This window comes from Peteryoungia rhizophila (assembly GCF_004912145.1).
In the GTDB taxonomy this organism is placed as follows: Bacteria; Pseudomonadota; Alphaproteobacteria; order Rhizobiales; family Rhizobiaceae; genus Allorhizobium; species Allorhizobium rhizophilum.
The window spans coordinates 45,178-57,299 of record NZ_STGT01000001.1; the positions used below are offsets into that span (position 1 = coordinate 45,178).

A 12,122-nucleotide genomic window follows, 5' to 3' on the forward strand; every position below is an offset into this window, starting at 1 on the left:
TTACCCGCCCCTTAAATCGTTGCGACAGGTAACCGCAATTTATCCGAGCCACAAGGCCATGACAGCCCCACAATCCACAACCCTCCTCGTCTGGTATGACCGGCATCATCGGGAGCTGCCCTGGCGGATCTCGCCTGATGCCGCCAAGCGCGGCGTCAAGCCGGATCCCTATTACATCTGGATGTCCGAGGTGATGCTGCAGCAGACGACGGTTGCAGCGGTGAAGGCGTATTTCGCCAAGTTCATCAGCCGATGGCCGACGGTCAAGGATCTGGCCGAGGCGCCGAACGAGGATGTCATGGCCGCGTGGGCGGGGCTTGGCTACTATGCCCGCGCCCGCAACCTGAAGAAATGCGCGGAGGCCGTTGCCTCTCAGCATGGCGGTGTGTTTCCCGACAGCGAAGAGGGTCTGCGAGCGCTTCCCGGCATCGGCGACTATACGTCTGCCGCCGTCGCGGCAATCGCCTTCAACCGGCCATCCGCTGTCATGGACGGCAATGTCGAGCGGGTGATCTCGAGGCTCTTTGCGATCGAGGCGCCGCTCCCGGGATCGAAGCCGCAGATGAAGGCGAAGGTGGCGGAACTCACGCCGACCGACCGGCCGGGCGACTTTGCCCAGGCGATGATGGATCTCGGCGCCACGATCTGCACGCCGAAGCGGCCGGCCTGTGCGCTCTGTCCGTTCAACGATGCCTGTGTGGCGCTCGCCACAGATGAGCCCGAGCGTTTCCCGGTCAAGGCCGCCAAGAAGGCGAAGCCCGTGCGGCTTGGAGCTGCCTTCATCGCTGTTGATCGCGAGGGGCGGCTTCTGCTGCGCAAGCGGGTGGAGAGCGGTTTGCTGGGCGGCATGACGGAGGTGCCGACGACAGACTGGACCTCACGGCAGGACGGCGAGACCGGCGTGGATGCGGCACCCTTCCCGGCTGACTGGCAGCCGGCGGGAGCGATCTCCCATGTCTTCACCCATTTCGAGCTCAGGCTGTCGATCTTCCGGGTCGGGCCAATCGACAGTCCACCCGGAGATCACGGTTTCTGGGTGCCCGTCACCGAACTTGATGGGGAAGCGCTGCCGACTGTCATGAAGAAGGCAATTGCGGCAGCTATTCCAACCGCCTTTCCAACACTCAAGGGTTAAGACATGACCGAAATCCGCCATATCGTCTTCGACATCGGCAAGGTGCTGATCCATTACGATCCGAACCTGCCTTTTTCGCGGATCATCCCCGACCCGCAAGAGCGGGCGGATTTCTTCGCATCGGTCTGCACCCATGACTGGAACATCGAGCAGGATCGCGGTCGCAGCTGGGCCGAGGCCGAGGCGCTGCTGATCGGGGAGTTTCCCGAGAAGGAAGCGCAGATCCGCGCTTTCCGGAAGCACTGGGCGGAGATGGTGCCTCACGCCTATGAGGACAGCGTAGCTGTCATGACCGGCCTAATCGATGCCGGTTGCGACGTGACAATGCTGACCAATTTTGCCGCCGACACGTTTTCCGAGGCTCGCCGGATGTATCCGTTCCTCAACCTGCCGCGCGGCGTCACGGTTTCGGGCGAGGTTGGGTTGATCAAGCCGGACGTTGCCATTTACGAGCGGCATGCGAAGGATTTTGATCTCTCGCCGGCGCATTCAGTGTTCATCGACGACAGCCTGCCCAATGTCGAAGGCGCGCGTGCGGCCGGCTGGCAGGCGGTGCATTTTACCGGTGCGGAGAAGCTGAAGACGGATCTGCAGGGGCTGGGCATCAGCCTTTAATCGTCCACACGAAGACGCATTGGGCGGCCTGCTGAGGCGGGCCGCTTTTGCCTCAACCGGGTCTCTCGACCAGTTCCACGCGGCGGTTCATGGCGCGACCCGGCTCTGTCTGGTTGCTGGCGCGCGGTGCCAGCATGCCCATTCCGGCGGCGGCGAGGCGTTCTTTCGAGATGCCCGCCGACACCAGGGCTGCCATGACCGCTTGCGCCCGCTTTTGTGACAGCGACAAGTTCGTCTCGGCGTCCCCGATCCAATCGGTGTGGCCGACGATATAGACCTTCAGCTCCGGGTTCGAGGTCAGGAGCTTTGTCATCTCGGCGATAGCGGGTGCAGCTTCCGGCGACAGGTTTGCCGTGCCGAAGTCGAAATAGACATTGTCGAGCGCGATATGGCCCTCGTCCGAAATGCCCTTGGCCATGGCTGCGGCATCGATCATGCGGCTTTCGAGGGCTGCCGAGGTGACAAGATCCAGATGCACGGCCGCACGCTCGGAGGCATTTCCGGAAAGCGGGGCTTTCTGGTTCTGCGCGACGTAGAGCGCCACATGACGCGTGCCATCGGCTGATACGGCTGCCATGTAATGCTCGCCATCCTTGATATAGAGCGCAAACTCGGAGGCTGAGCCCAGATTGCGCAGCTTTCGGTCTGCAGGATAGATGACCAGCTTGCCAAGAAGGGCATTGTTGCTGCCGCAGCTTCGCCCGGCGCATTCGAACAGGCTCGAAAAACCGGCCCCCAGCAGAGCGGTGCGATAATTCAGAAAGACATCGGCGGCACTAGCACCTTCCGGAGCGACATAGAGCCGGCGCTGCAGTTGGCCCTCGACCGGCTTGAGTTCGGTCGGCGCCCCGCCCTTCATCGGGCCGACGGGCAAATCGAAGCGCGTAAAGCCTGCGTCCTCCGCGCCGTAGAGGCAGGCCCCGTCATAGACCGCCATGGCCTCGAGCGGTGCAAAGCCTTCGAGGGGCGGACAGGTTTCTGCGGAACTGTCGTCAACGGAGCCCAGCAGCGCGAGCGCGAAAATGGCAAAAAATTGCGCGGATATCCGGACCATGAAGCACCTCTGACCGGGCATTCCGCCAATGGCCTGCCACCGGACCGGATGGTGGCGCGATCGCCTTGCCTGATCAAGTGTTTCCTATCACGCGGCGTGGATTTCAACCGTGTGGCATGCGGCCAAACAAAACCGATCCCAAGCGGATGGGTGACGATATCCGGGTCATGAGAGAGAGGGAGTGGCAGTTGCTGTGAAAGCGCTGGCGCGGGTGGAGTTGGCGGACCCCTGCCCGCGCCAGTTCGATCCCGAAAGATCGAATGCAGCCCACATAGAGTGCCCGACTTGCTCGAAGCTGATCACAAGTATGTGATGCTATTCTAATGTTTTTTTAGACGGGTGTACCGGCGCGGAACGTCGCGCCGGTAGCGCTTGTTGCAGAAGGCCTATTCCAGGCCGCCCATGCGGCTGCGGATCACGCTGCGCAGATCGTCGATCGGCTTCAGCGCGCCCTCTTCCTCGACATGCCAGAAGGTCCAGCCGTTGCAGGCATCGAGCCCCTGTACCTTGGCGCCCATGCGGTGGATCGAACCGCCCTCGCCGTTTGCCGTCAGCGTGCCATCGGCGCGGATGATGGCGGAGTGGCGGCGCTTGATGTCGGTCAGCACCTGGCCGGGCTTTACGAGACCGGCTTCCAGCAGCACGTTGAAGGCGACGCGGGGTTCGGCCTTCTTGCCGGTCAGGACGGTCAGTTCGACCTTACCAAGTGGCTCGACAGCGGCGATGCGGGCAGAGGCTGCGTCGATGTAATCCTGCTCGCGTTCGATACCGACGAAATGTCGGCCGAGGCGCTTGGCAACCGCACCCGTGGTGCCGGAGCCGAAGAAGGGATCGAGCACGATGTCGCCGGGTTTCGACGAGGCCATCAGGATGCGGGCGAGAAGTGCTTCCGGCTTCTGGGTCGGATGGACCTTCTTGCCGTCGTCACCCTTCAGCCGCTCGCCACCCGAGCAGATCGGGAAGAGCCAGTCGGAGCGCATCTGCACGTCGTCATTCGAGGCCTTCATCGCATCGTAGTTGAAGGTGTAACCCTTGGCCTTCGGATCCGGCGATGCCCAGATCATGGTTTCATGGGCGTTCTGGAAACGGCGGCCCTTGAAATTCGGCATGGGGTTGGTCTTGCGCCAGACGATGTCGTTGAGGATCCAGAAGTTGAGATCCTGCAGGGTGGCGCCGACGCGGAAGATGTTGTGGTAAGAGCCGATCACCCAGATCGTGCCGGTCGGCTTCAAGACGCGGCGGCAGGCCAGGAGCCAGGCGCGGGTGAAGGCGTCATAGGCTTCGAACGAGGCGAACTGGTCCCATTCGTCGTCGCAGGCATCGACGACCGACTGGTCGGGGCGATGCAGGGCGCCACCGAGCTGCAGGTTATACGGCGGATCGGCGAAGATGACGTCGACGGACTTGTCGGGAAGGGCTTCCAGCGCAGAGACGCAGTCGCCCTTGATGATGCTGTCGACCCAGGCCAGCGGGTCGGACGAACGGCGGAGTTCGGCAATCGGAAATACAGAAGCCATCGGTTACTCACTCTTACGCTGACGCAGCACGGGTTGTGAGGCTTATGGTTACCGAAGTTGGTTACTGAACGGTGAAGAGGGCGTGAGATTTTGTGCGGGGGTGGGATGTGTGTGGGGATCATCTCGATAAGCAGCAGCGCCGCTTGCAAGCAACTATTGCTTGAAGCACTCTTCTTACGGTCACAGAAACCAGCGGCTGGAGAACCGCTTGCCCCACAGCTCTTCACGCCCCCCTATGACTGAAGGCGCCGCGCAAGCTGTAGCGCGCAACTCGATTTCACCTGAACAAAGTATGAAACATTCAGAATTGCCGCTTGATTTCCGCAAGCCAACTTCGCGGGATGCCGACGATGGACCAAGTGTTGCTGTTGGCCTCATGCGAGTGGCGACCTTTTTCGCAGCCGTCGCGATGGCCTCCTATTTCGTCTGGGAGATCTTTAGCGAGAGCGCTGCTCTCAGCCGGCTCAATACAACGGCAGATATTTTCTCCTACCCCAGCCGATGCGCCGGAGACGGAACTCCTATCGAAACAGGTGAGCCCAATTGCGTCGATCTCGGTCGATACATCTTCATCCATGGCTCCGTGAACATGGCTGTTCGCAGGGCCTGCCCCGGGGCTCCATCTGCCGTGCTATCGTTTGAGCCGGGTCAGGTCTCAAGGAAGGAAATCCATTTGGCTAGGAAGAGCCTGCAGGTTTACGCCGAATATGGGACCAAGGTGCCGTGCTGAGGAGGCTCTGGAAACTGGTACATTTCCCGACAGGGCTGAGTTGATCTGAGAGCCCGTTCATCTTGTATTTCATGCCCGTATATTATATTTTGGTACAAGCCTGTAGGAGCTTCCATGTCCCGCAACACCTCCGTGACACTCGGCGACCACTTTACCAGCTTTATCAATGAGCAGGTGGAGACGGGGCGCTATGGCTCCGCGAGCGAAGTCATGCGGGCTGGGCTGCGCCTGCTCGAAGAGCATGAGGCCAAGGTCAAGGCTTTGCAGGATGCGCTGATTGAAGGCGAACAGTCCGGTGAGCCTCAGCCGTTCGATTTCGATGCCTTCAAGGCGCGCAAGCGTGCCGAGTTCAAGGCCGGATGAGAGCGCTCGCGCTCTTACCAGCGGCAACTGCCGATCTAGACAAAATCTGGGATTTCACGGCCGAGAGTTGGGGCGTCGAGCAGGCCGACAACTATACGGACGAGATACGCGCAACCTGCACTCGCCTCGCTTCGGGTTTCTTGCGGGGCCGCCCCGTGGATGTTCGCCAAGGCTACCTGAAGCAGTCCGTCGGATCGCATATCATCTATTTTTGGGACAAGAAGGATCGGATTGAAGTCGTCCGCATCCTGCATCAGAAGCAGGATGTCAGTCGAAATCTGCCGACCTGAAATCCCCCTCATCCGGCGCTGCGAGCCACCTTCTCCCCCGCGGGGAGAAGAGGACCGCTACCGCCCCCCATCCCAAGCCTTCACCACCGCCTTCTTCGCCTGCGCCCGCCAGACACGCGTAAGGTTTTCCCGCGCCCATTCGATGTCGAGACGCTCTGGGCGGGCCAGCACCATTGGATGGGGCCGATGGTGGTCCGTCGTGAAGAAGGTGTCGGGGTCCATCTCGATCAGGTGGTCGCGCTCCTCGAAGGGGACCTTGAAGACCGGGCAATCATGGGTCGGGTTCCAGAACAGCATGGCCTTGCCGTTGACCTTGAAAGACACCGCATTCCACGACGTGGTTTCCTCCGTCGTCGGCAGAGCAAGGATGATCTGGCGAAGCATATCGAGGGTGATCATGGCGCCTCCTCATGCGATCATGCCCGGGATCGGCCGGCCTGTCATGAACAAGATCGGGCCTCTCGTCTGATTTACCCAGCAAACCGGGAGAAAGAAAAAACAAAACCTCTGCCGCGAGCAGTGCAAATCGAGCCAGCATGCACTAGATGTCCGATAGACAATCAGGAAAGCCTGCTGGATATAGATGTCGATCAACAAGAACCAGGATCCGAAATTCATTGCAGCAGCACTGGCGTCTTCGGATGATTGCATCAAGATCATCAGCCTAGAAGGCGCGCTGGAATACATGACCGACGGCGGGCGGCGCGTGATGGAAGTCGACAACTTCGATGACATCAAGGGTTGCCACTGGCCTGATTTATGGAGCGACGAAGGCAATCTCGCCGCCGTCGACGCTGTCGAGGCAGCCCGCCAAGGCCAGAACTCGCGGTTCACTGGATTCGCCCCGACAATCAAGGGAAACCGGCGCTTCTGGGATGTGAAGGTCAGCCCGATCTTCAGTGACGACGGCCGTGTCGAAAGCATTCTCTCCGTATCCCGCGACATTACGGCGATCAAGAATTTCGAGACCGAGCAGGAATTGCTGCGCAGCGAGCTCTCACACCGGATCAAGAATATCCTCGCGCTCGTTCAGTCTCTGGCCAACCAAACTCTGCGCAACGACACAGATCTTCCGTCTGCCCGGGTGGCCTTTCTCGAGCGGTTGCATGCACTCAGCCACGCGCAGGATCTGTTCATCAAGCAGAACCAGGTTTCGACGACGCTCAAACTGATCGTGGAATCGGTCACTTCGACGCAATCGCCTGATCGCGTTCAGGCGAGTGGCCCGGACGTCTATCTCTCGTCCAAGAGCAGCATCGCGTTTGCCCTCACACTGCATGAGTTGATGACCAACGCGGTCAAATACGGCGCGCTGTCGAATGCCGGCGGCCAGGTCCACATTACCTGGTCGGTCGAGCCCGGCGACACGGAAGGCGAGTTGCGGTTCGCCTGGACCGAAAGCGGCGGACCAAGCGTCGCCGTGCCTTCCCGCAAGGGTTTCGGATCGCGGATGATCGAGAAGGCACTGGTCGGCTACATCAACGGGCAGGCGAGCATCACCTATGCCCCAACCGGGCTTGTGGTCGAGGTGACCGCGCCGATCGCAGCCCTGCGCGAGATCTGAAGGGGATTGGTGCGGGAATGCGCCTTGCCCTCGACGAAACCGAGCCGCCCTCAATGATGGCCATTCAGCACATTGGATCGACCCTGGCGCCAAGATAGCCGCCGTCTGCGACGCTGTCGCAGAGGCTGGACCATTCGCAGCCGGAGCAGGCGGTGCGGATCTCGCCGGTGGCGAAGGTCTTTCTCAGGCGGGCGAGGAGAGCGGCAGTCGGGGTGATGCGGGCACCTGGTGGGAGTGGGTCGCCGATGAGGCGGACGACGGCATCTGCCGCTTCACAGTCCCGATCGATGACACCAGCACCATGGCAATGGGCCTCGGGATCTGTGGTGAGCGGGCCGCAGATATCGTCCGGCCCCGCCACCAGTTCAATCTCCTCGCCGGCCGACAGACGGGCGGCGATTGCCTCGTAGTTTTCCACGAAAGCGGGAGAATAACCCTTGCCGACATAGGTCAGCATGCACAGCAGGTGGTGGGCGCGGAGCCGAACGGTCATGCTTTGTATCAGTCGGATTTCAGGTCTCAGAGGTCGAGCGGTTTTGCCTTGCCGCGGGCAAGCGCCATCAGTAGAGCAGCGGCAAGCGCGGATTTGAGCACGGCACCCAGGATAAAGGGTGTGACGCCCAGCGCCAGGCCCTTTTCGGCACCAATGAGCCAAGCGAGCCAGGCGCCGCCGATGACGAGGCACAGGATGTTGGCAGAGAGATGCGCGACAAAGCTTTTGACCATGCGCTCACCTGTCCAGCCCTTTTCGGCAAGGTAGCCTGCAAGGGCCGCGATGATCGGGAAGGAGACGAGGTAGCCTGCGGTGGGGCCGACGAAGGGAGCGAGACCACCACTGCCGCCCGCCAGCACCGGGAGACCCATCATCGCCTCGCCCAGCCAGGCGAGAACGGTCAAGGCGCCCAGGCGCCAGCCATAGAGCACGCCGATCATGGTGATGGCGAAAGTCTGCAGGGTGATCGGCACCGGCACCATTGGCACTGATATCTGGGAGGCGAGCGCGAGCACGCCCGTGCCGAAGAGGAGAAGGGCGGCCTGCATGGGAAGCGATCGGCCGGCTATTCCGAGCGGATCAAAGGCGCGGGATGCAGGGGCAAGGATAGTGGTCACAGTCAATCTCCATTTTATAGATAATTTTAGTGGCACGGAGTCTTTTATCTATAGAATCAAAGTTTGCCAAGATGGAATTGGAGTGAAGTGCGATCGTGAACGCATCAAGGCGACAACTGGCGACCTGCGGTAAGCCGATGGGAGATGCTCTTCGAAATTTTATCTATAATTTATCGATCGCGGCAGATGGCGCGTCCCCACCCTACCCTATCCCAATAGCCGGGGAGACGGTGCCGGCGTGTTAGGGTTGGCGCGGATGCCCTCCCCGTGAGGCGCCTGCGCCAACAGGCCTCGAAGGCGAGGCCACGGAGGAGGCCGCCAGCCCCCCGTGCTTCGAGGGTCGCTCACGCTGCCAGCGCGGGATGAGGGCCGGCGCGTGATGGACGGCGACTACGTCAACCGACGATCGCAAATCCTTCGGTGTCGGCACGGCCGGGCACCGGCATGGGGGCGCGGCCGATCCACTGGACGTGGCGCTCGAGGATGCGGGCGGCTTCCGTTGCATCGCCGGATTTCAGAGCTTCAAGGATGGCGCGGTGGTCGTGGTCGGTGCGGGCTTCCCAGGTGGCGTGCCAGGCCACGAAGAGGAAACGGGCGGAGACGGCGTGGAGATCGTCGATGACGGAGAGCAGGCGCGGCATGCCACAGGTGGAGACGATCAGGCGGTGGAAGCGGCGGTTGGCTTCCTCCCAGGTGCGGACATCCTTGGCATTGTCGGCATCGGTGGCGGCCTGTTCGGCGGCGGCGAGCACATCCGGCGTGAGATTTGGAGCGGAGTGGCGCAGCGCCAGCACTTCGAGGGCAGCCCGCATTTCGGCCACTTCACGAACCTGCTTCAGGTCAAAGCTGGCGACGCGCACGCCGCGACGGGGAATGCTGACGACGAGCCCTTGCGCCTCCAGCCGGCGAAAGGCCTCACGCACGGGCACGTGGCTCGCGCCGAATTCTTCCGCGATATGGTCCTGGGCGAGGCGCGATCCGGGCACGAGTTCACCATGGATGATGCGCTCCGCCAGCGCGCGGCTGATGCGGCTCGCAATCGTATCCTCGGGAGAATCTTCCGGCTTTTTCGGCATGGGTTCCTGCATAGTCAGCAGGCGACGGCTTGTCGAGGGAGGCAAGGGTCGCAGCCCTCTGCCAAAGCCCCCTCACCCATGCCTTTCCCGGCTATCCTCCGGCGCTTCGGTGCGATCATTAAGGCCGTAGTCGCGCAAGACCTCCGCGACGCGCAGGCGATAGGCGGCGAAGACACCACCTCGGCCGGCGGCCTGGGCGGCGCGGTGTTCTTCCGTCTCGCGCCAGCGGCGCACCGCCTCTTCGTCACGCCAGAAGGAGAGCGAGAGGAGCTTGCCACGTGTCGTGAGGCTTTCGAAGCGCTCGACGGAGACGAAGCCGTCGGCGGCTTCGAGCTGAGCGCGCAACTCGCCGGCGAGATCGAGATAGCGGTGACGCTCGCCGATGAAGGGTGTCACCTCGAAGATGACGGCGATCATGGCTGGACTTTCCAGGATGGCGGGTGGGAAACATTTTTCAGGAAGAGCCGGTCCTCCTCCAGAATGAAACGGGCGTTTTTCGCGAATTCGTAATTGGCCTTGCCGAGAGGATCGGCGGCCAGCTTCAAGCGATAGGCCTCGTAAGCGGCGAGGTTTTCGATGTTGTAGATGCCGTAGGCGGTGGTCGCAGACCCTTCATGCGGGGCGAAATAGCCGACGAGATCGGCGCCGCAGCGCGGGATCGCTTCACCCCAGTTGCGGGCGTAAGTTGCGAAGTCGTCGCGGCCGAAGGGATCGATGCGGTAGCGGATGATGCAGGTGATCATGATGGCTCCTCATTTCTTGCGAGGTGGGTTTTGCCATGATCGACATGCGTGATGCTTCGATCGGGGTCGAAGTTTTGCCAGCGCTTCCTCACCCTCGACAGTTCGACCGGGATCGAAGCATTCGCTACAGTGGCGACAGAGACTGTGGCGAGCAAACAGGGAGACCACGATGGCGGAAGGACCGGACATTGCACGCATCGCGTCGCTGATCGGCGATCCGGCACGCTCGAACATGCTGCTGGCGCTCATCGGCGGCAAGGCATTGACGGCGACGGAACTGGCGGGGGCTGCGGGGGTGACGCTGCAGACGGCGAGCTCACATCTGTCGAAACTCGAAGAGGGCGGACTGCTCTCCCAGCGCAAGCAGGGGCGGCATCGCTATTTCGCGCTGGCCGACGGACATGTCGGGGCGATGATCGAGAGCCTGATGAGCTTTTCGGCTAGCCGAGGGCACCTGCGCCACCGCACCGGGCCAAAGGAGCCGGAACTGCGCAAGGCGCGGATCTGTTATGATCACCTCGCCGGAGACTATGGCGTGCGGATGCTGGACAGCCTGGTGGCGCAAGGGGCGATCCGCGCGGAAGACGAGGCACTGACACTGACGCCTGAAGGGGAGAGCCTGCTGCGGGACCGAGGGCTCGACATTGGCTCCCTTCGGGCCAAACGGCGGCCGCTCTGCCGCGCCTGCCTGGACTGGAGCGAGCGGCGCACGCATCTCGCCGGTACGCTCGGGGCGGCGCTGCTCTCGCACTTTCTAGATCGAGGTCATGCGCGGCGGGTGGAAGACAGCCGGATCATCCGGTTTTCGCCGGAAGGCGAGCGGCAGTTTCTGGCACAATTCCCACTGCCCGATTGAGAGGCAGATAGCAGACAACGAGCATCTTGAAAAGAAACCGACCATACGGTATGTTTAGTCATTCTCGTTCCTGGAGCTTCGACCATGTCCCCCGCCCTCACCGCCTATGGCGCGCTTGCCGCCGCGATCGTGCTCGAAGTCATCGGCACCACGCTGCTGCAGAAATCGGCGCAATTCACCAAGCTTTTGCCGACGGCGGGCATGGTCATGTTCTATGTCGCGTCCTTCTACCTCCTGTCCCAGGCGCTGAAGGGCATGCCGCTCGGCATCGCCTATGCGATGTGGGGCGGGCTCGGCATCGTGTTGACGGCGCTGATCAGTGTCTTTTATCTCGAGCAGAGCCTCGACCTCGCAGCCCTTGCCGGCATCGCGCTGATCGTCACAGGCGTGATCGTGATGAACACGCTGTCCAGCACGGCGTCGCACTGATGGCGGGGGCTCCCTCACCCATGGACGGCGCGCTCTCTGCCCATCACCGCAAGAAACAGCCCGAACAGGTGCGCCGGGCACTGCTGGACTGCGCCGCCCAGATTGCGGCGGAAGGCGGGGCAGCGGCCATCACCATCCAGGCGGTGGCCACACGGGCGGGCGTCACCAAGGGCGGGTTGCTGCATCACTTCGACAGCAAACAGGCGCTGCTCGCTGCCGTCTTTGCGGATTTGCTCGACAAAATGGACCAGGAGATCGACCGGACGCTGGCGGATGATCCAGTGGCGCGCGGGCGTTTTACACGAGCCTATGTGCAGGCCTGTTTCTCGGATCGCCTGCTCGGCGAGCACAGCCTCTGGGGCGCGCTTTCGGTGGCCATCGTCTCGGAGCCGGCGCTGCGCTCGCTCTGGTCGGCCTGGCTCGACGACCGCATGGCGCGACATGGCGAGACGGATGGCGATCCGGAGCTTGTCGCCGTCAGGCTCGCCGCCGATGGCGTCTGGCTCGCCGACATGATGGAAAAGGCGGACGGATTGCGGCGTTATCCGCAGGACTTCGAGACGGTGCTGCTGGCGATGGCCGGGGCTTGAGCTGGAGCCTCGGACAACCCGTCCGCCGACAGAGCTGCCATGCATGACAT

At 62.0% G+C, this 12,122-nt stretch carries 17 protein-coding genes; 9 read left to right on the top strand and 8 right to left on the bottom strand.

All coding sequences use genetic code 11. The features are described 5' to 3' along the window. Positions 1-58 precede the first annotated feature (58 nt). Positions 59-1,135 (top strand): A/G-specific adenine glycosylase, encoded by a 1,077-nt coding sequence (gene mutY / locus E9677_RS00210; protein ID WP_136556094.1) that lies wholly within the window; start codon positions 59-61, stop codon positions 1,133-1,135. A gap of 3 nt (positions 1,136-1,138) precedes the next feature. Beyond that, positions 1,139-1,750, top strand: a complete 612-nt coding sequence (locus E9677_RS00215) for an HAD family hydrolase (RefSeq protein ID WP_136556095.1) — start codon at positions 1,139-1,141, stop codon at positions 1,748-1,750. A gap of 52 nt (positions 1,751-1,802) precedes the next feature. Here E9677_RS00215 and E9677_RS00220 read toward each other — a convergent pair whose 3' ends face one another. Together E9677_RS00220 and E9677_RS00225 are read right to left on the bottom strand one after the other, a co-directional pair. Beyond that, the gene (locus E9677_RS00220; RefSeq protein WP_168801081.1) at positions 1,803-2,804 is read right to left on the bottom strand and encodes an OmpA family protein; all 1,002 of its coding nucleotides are present in this window, start codon (positions 2,802-2,804) and stop codon (positions 1,803-1,805) included. Between the two features lie 386 nt (positions 2,805-3,190). Beyond that, positions 3,191-4,321, bottom strand: a complete 1,131-nt coding sequence (locus E9677_RS00225) for a site-specific DNA-methyltransferase (RefSeq protein ID WP_136556097.1) — start codon at positions 4,319-4,321, stop codon at positions 3,191-3,193. A gap of 235 nt (positions 4,322-4,556) precedes the next feature. Between E9677_RS00225 and E9677_RS00230 the strand changes: the two genes are divergently transcribed. From E9677_RS00230 to E9677_RS00240, 3 genes are all read left to right on the top strand, one after another. Next, positions 4,557-5,051, top strand: a complete 495-nt coding sequence (locus E9677_RS00230) for a hypothetical protein (protein WP_136556098.1) — start codon at positions 4,557-4,559, stop codon at positions 5,049-5,051. A 114-nt stretch (positions 5,052-5,165) separates the two neighbouring features. Further along, positions 5,166-5,414, top strand: a complete 249-nt coding sequence (locus E9677_RS00235; RefSeq protein ID WP_136556099.1) for a type II toxin-antitoxin system ParD family antitoxin — start codon at positions 5,166-5,168, stop codon at positions 5,412-5,414. Continuing rightward, positions 5,411-5,704 (top strand): type II toxin-antitoxin system RelE/ParE family toxin, encoded by a 294-nt coding sequence (locus tag E9677_RS00240; protein WP_136556100.1) that lies wholly within the window; start codon positions 5,411-5,413, stop codon positions 5,702-5,704. Before E9677_RS00235 ends, E9677_RS00240 begins: the two co-directional genes overlap by 4 nt. 57 nt (positions 5,705-5,761) lie before the next feature. On the opposite strand, the gene E9677_RS00245 is transcribed toward E9677_RS00240, so the two are convergent. Continuing rightward, positions 5,762-6,103, bottom strand: a complete 342-nt coding sequence (locus tag E9677_RS00245) for an MmcQ/YjbR family DNA-binding protein (RefSeq protein ID WP_136556101.1) — start codon at positions 6,101-6,103, stop codon at positions 5,762-5,764. Between the two features lie 184 nt (positions 6,104-6,287). Here E9677_RS00245 and E9677_RS00250 point away from each other — a divergent pair, with 184 nt between their 5' ends. Next, positions 6,288-7,268 (top strand): sensor histidine kinase, encoded by a 981-nt coding sequence (locus E9677_RS00250; protein WP_136556102.1) that lies wholly within the window; start codon positions 6,288-6,290, stop codon positions 7,266-7,268. Positions 7,269-7,332: 64 nt separating this feature from the next. On the opposite strand, the gene E9677_RS00255 is transcribed toward E9677_RS00250, so the two are convergent. The 5 genes from E9677_RS00255 to E9677_RS00275 form a co-directional block, all read right to left on the bottom strand. Next, entirely contained in the window at positions 7,333-7,761 is a 429-nt protein-coding gene (locus tag E9677_RS00255) for a DUF1284 domain-containing protein (RefSeq protein WP_136556103.1), read from the bottom strand. A 26-nt stretch (positions 7,762-7,787) separates the two neighbouring features. Then, on the bottom strand, positions 7,788-8,378 hold the full coding sequence (locus E9677_RS00260) for a biotin transporter BioY (protein WP_136556104.1): 591 nt from the start codon (positions 8,376-8,378) through the stop codon (positions 7,788-7,790). A 395-nt stretch (positions 8,379-8,773) separates the two neighbouring features. After that, positions 8,774-9,454: a GntR family transcriptional regulator gene (locus E9677_RS00265; protein ID WP_136556105.1), complete on the bottom strand. Its 681-nt coding sequence runs from the start codon at positions 9,452-9,454 to the stop codon at positions 8,774-8,776. Positions 9,455-9,526: 72 nt separating this feature from the next. Further along, complete coding sequence (locus E9677_RS00270) at positions 9,527-9,871, bottom strand: antibiotic biosynthesis monooxygenase family protein (protein ID WP_136556106.1); 345 nt, start codon at positions 9,869-9,871, stop codon at positions 9,527-9,529. Further along, on the bottom strand, positions 9,868-10,197 hold the full coding sequence (locus E9677_RS00275) for an NIPSNAP family protein (RefSeq protein ID WP_136556107.1): 330 nt from the start codon (positions 10,195-10,197) through the stop codon (positions 9,868-9,870). The genes E9677_RS00270 and E9677_RS00275 overlap by 4 nt, the downstream gene beginning before the upstream one ends. A gap of 169 nt (positions 10,198-10,366) precedes the next feature. On the opposite strand from E9677_RS00275, the gene E9677_RS00280 reads away from it, so the two are divergent. The 3 genes from E9677_RS00280 (at position 10,367) to E9677_RS00290 (ending at position 12,072) form a co-directional block, all read left to right on the top strand. Continuing rightward, on the top strand, positions 10,367-11,053 hold the full coding sequence (locus tag E9677_RS00280; protein ID WP_136556108.1) for an ArsR/SmtB family transcription factor: 687 nt from the start codon (positions 10,367-10,369) through the stop codon (positions 11,051-11,053). A gap of 84 nt (positions 11,054-11,137) precedes the next feature. Continuing rightward, positions 11,138-11,482, top strand: coding sequence for a DMT family transporter (locus E9677_RS00285; protein WP_136556109.1), 345 nt, complete (start codon positions 11,138-11,140; stop codon positions 11,480-11,482). After that, complete coding sequence (locus E9677_RS00290) at positions 11,482-12,072, top strand: TetR/AcrR family transcriptional regulator (protein WP_136556110.1); 591 nt, start codon at positions 11,482-11,484, stop codon at positions 12,070-12,072. Before E9677_RS00285 ends, E9677_RS00290 begins: the two co-directional genes overlap by 1 nt. The last annotated feature ends 50 nt before the right edge of the window (positions 12,073-12,122 follow it).

Coding starts and splice junctions, on each gene's coding strand:
- mutY (WP_136556094.1), top strand. CDS start 59: ATGACAGCCCCACAATCCACAACCCTCCTCGTCTGGTATGACCGGCAT.
- E9677_RS00215 (WP_136556095.1), top strand. CDS start 1,139: ATGACCGAAATCCGCCATATCGTCTTCGACATCGGCAAGGTGCTGATC.
- E9677_RS00220 (WP_168801081.1), bottom strand. CDS start 2,804: ATGGTCCGGATATCCGCGCAATTTTTTGCCATTTTCGCGCTCGCGCTG.
- E9677_RS00225 (WP_136556097.1), bottom strand. CDS start 4,321: ATGGCTTCTGTATTTCCGATTGCCGAACTCCGCCGTTCGTCCGACCCG.
- E9677_RS00230 (WP_136556098.1), top strand. CDS start 4,557: ATGACTGAAGGCGCCGCGCAAGCTGTAGCGCGCAACTCGATTTCACCT.
- E9677_RS00235 (WP_136556099.1), top strand. CDS start 5,166: ATGTCCCGCAACACCTCCGTGACACTCGGCGACCACTTTACCAGCTTT.
- E9677_RS00240 (WP_136556100.1), top strand. CDS start 5,411: ATGAGAGCGCTCGCGCTCTTACCAGCGGCAACTGCCGATCTAGACAAA.
- E9677_RS00245 (WP_136556101.1), bottom strand. CDS start 6,103: ATGATCACCCTCGATATGCTTCGCCAGATCATCCTTGCTCTGCCGACG.
- E9677_RS00250 (WP_136556102.1), top strand. CDS start 6,288: ATGTCGATCAACAAGAACCAGGATCCGAAATTCATTGCAGCAGCACTG.
- E9677_RS00255 (WP_136556103.1), bottom strand. CDS start 7,761: ATGACCGTTCGGCTCCGCGCCCACCACCTGCTGTGCATGCTGACCTAT.
- E9677_RS00265 (WP_136556105.1), bottom strand. CDS start 9,454: ATGCCGAAAAAGCCGGAAGATTCTCCCGAGGATACGATTGCGAGCCGC.
- E9677_RS00270 (WP_136556106.1), bottom strand. CDS start 9,871: ATGATCGCCGTCATCTTCGAGGTGACACCCTTCATCGGCGAGCGTCAC.
- E9677_RS00275 (WP_136556107.1), bottom strand. CDS start 10,197: ATGATCACCTGCATCATCCGCTACCGCATCGATCCCTTCGGCCGCGAC.
- E9677_RS00280 (WP_136556108.1), top strand. CDS start 10,367: ATGGCGGAAGGACCGGACATTGCACGCATCGCGTCGCTGATCGGCGAT.
- E9677_RS00285 (WP_136556109.1), top strand. CDS start 11,138: ATGTCCCCCGCCCTCACCGCCTATGGCGCGCTTGCCGCCGCGATCGTG.
- E9677_RS00290 (WP_136556110.1), top strand. CDS start 11,482: ATGGCGGGGGCTCCCTCACCCATGGACGGCGCGCTCTCTGCCCATCAC.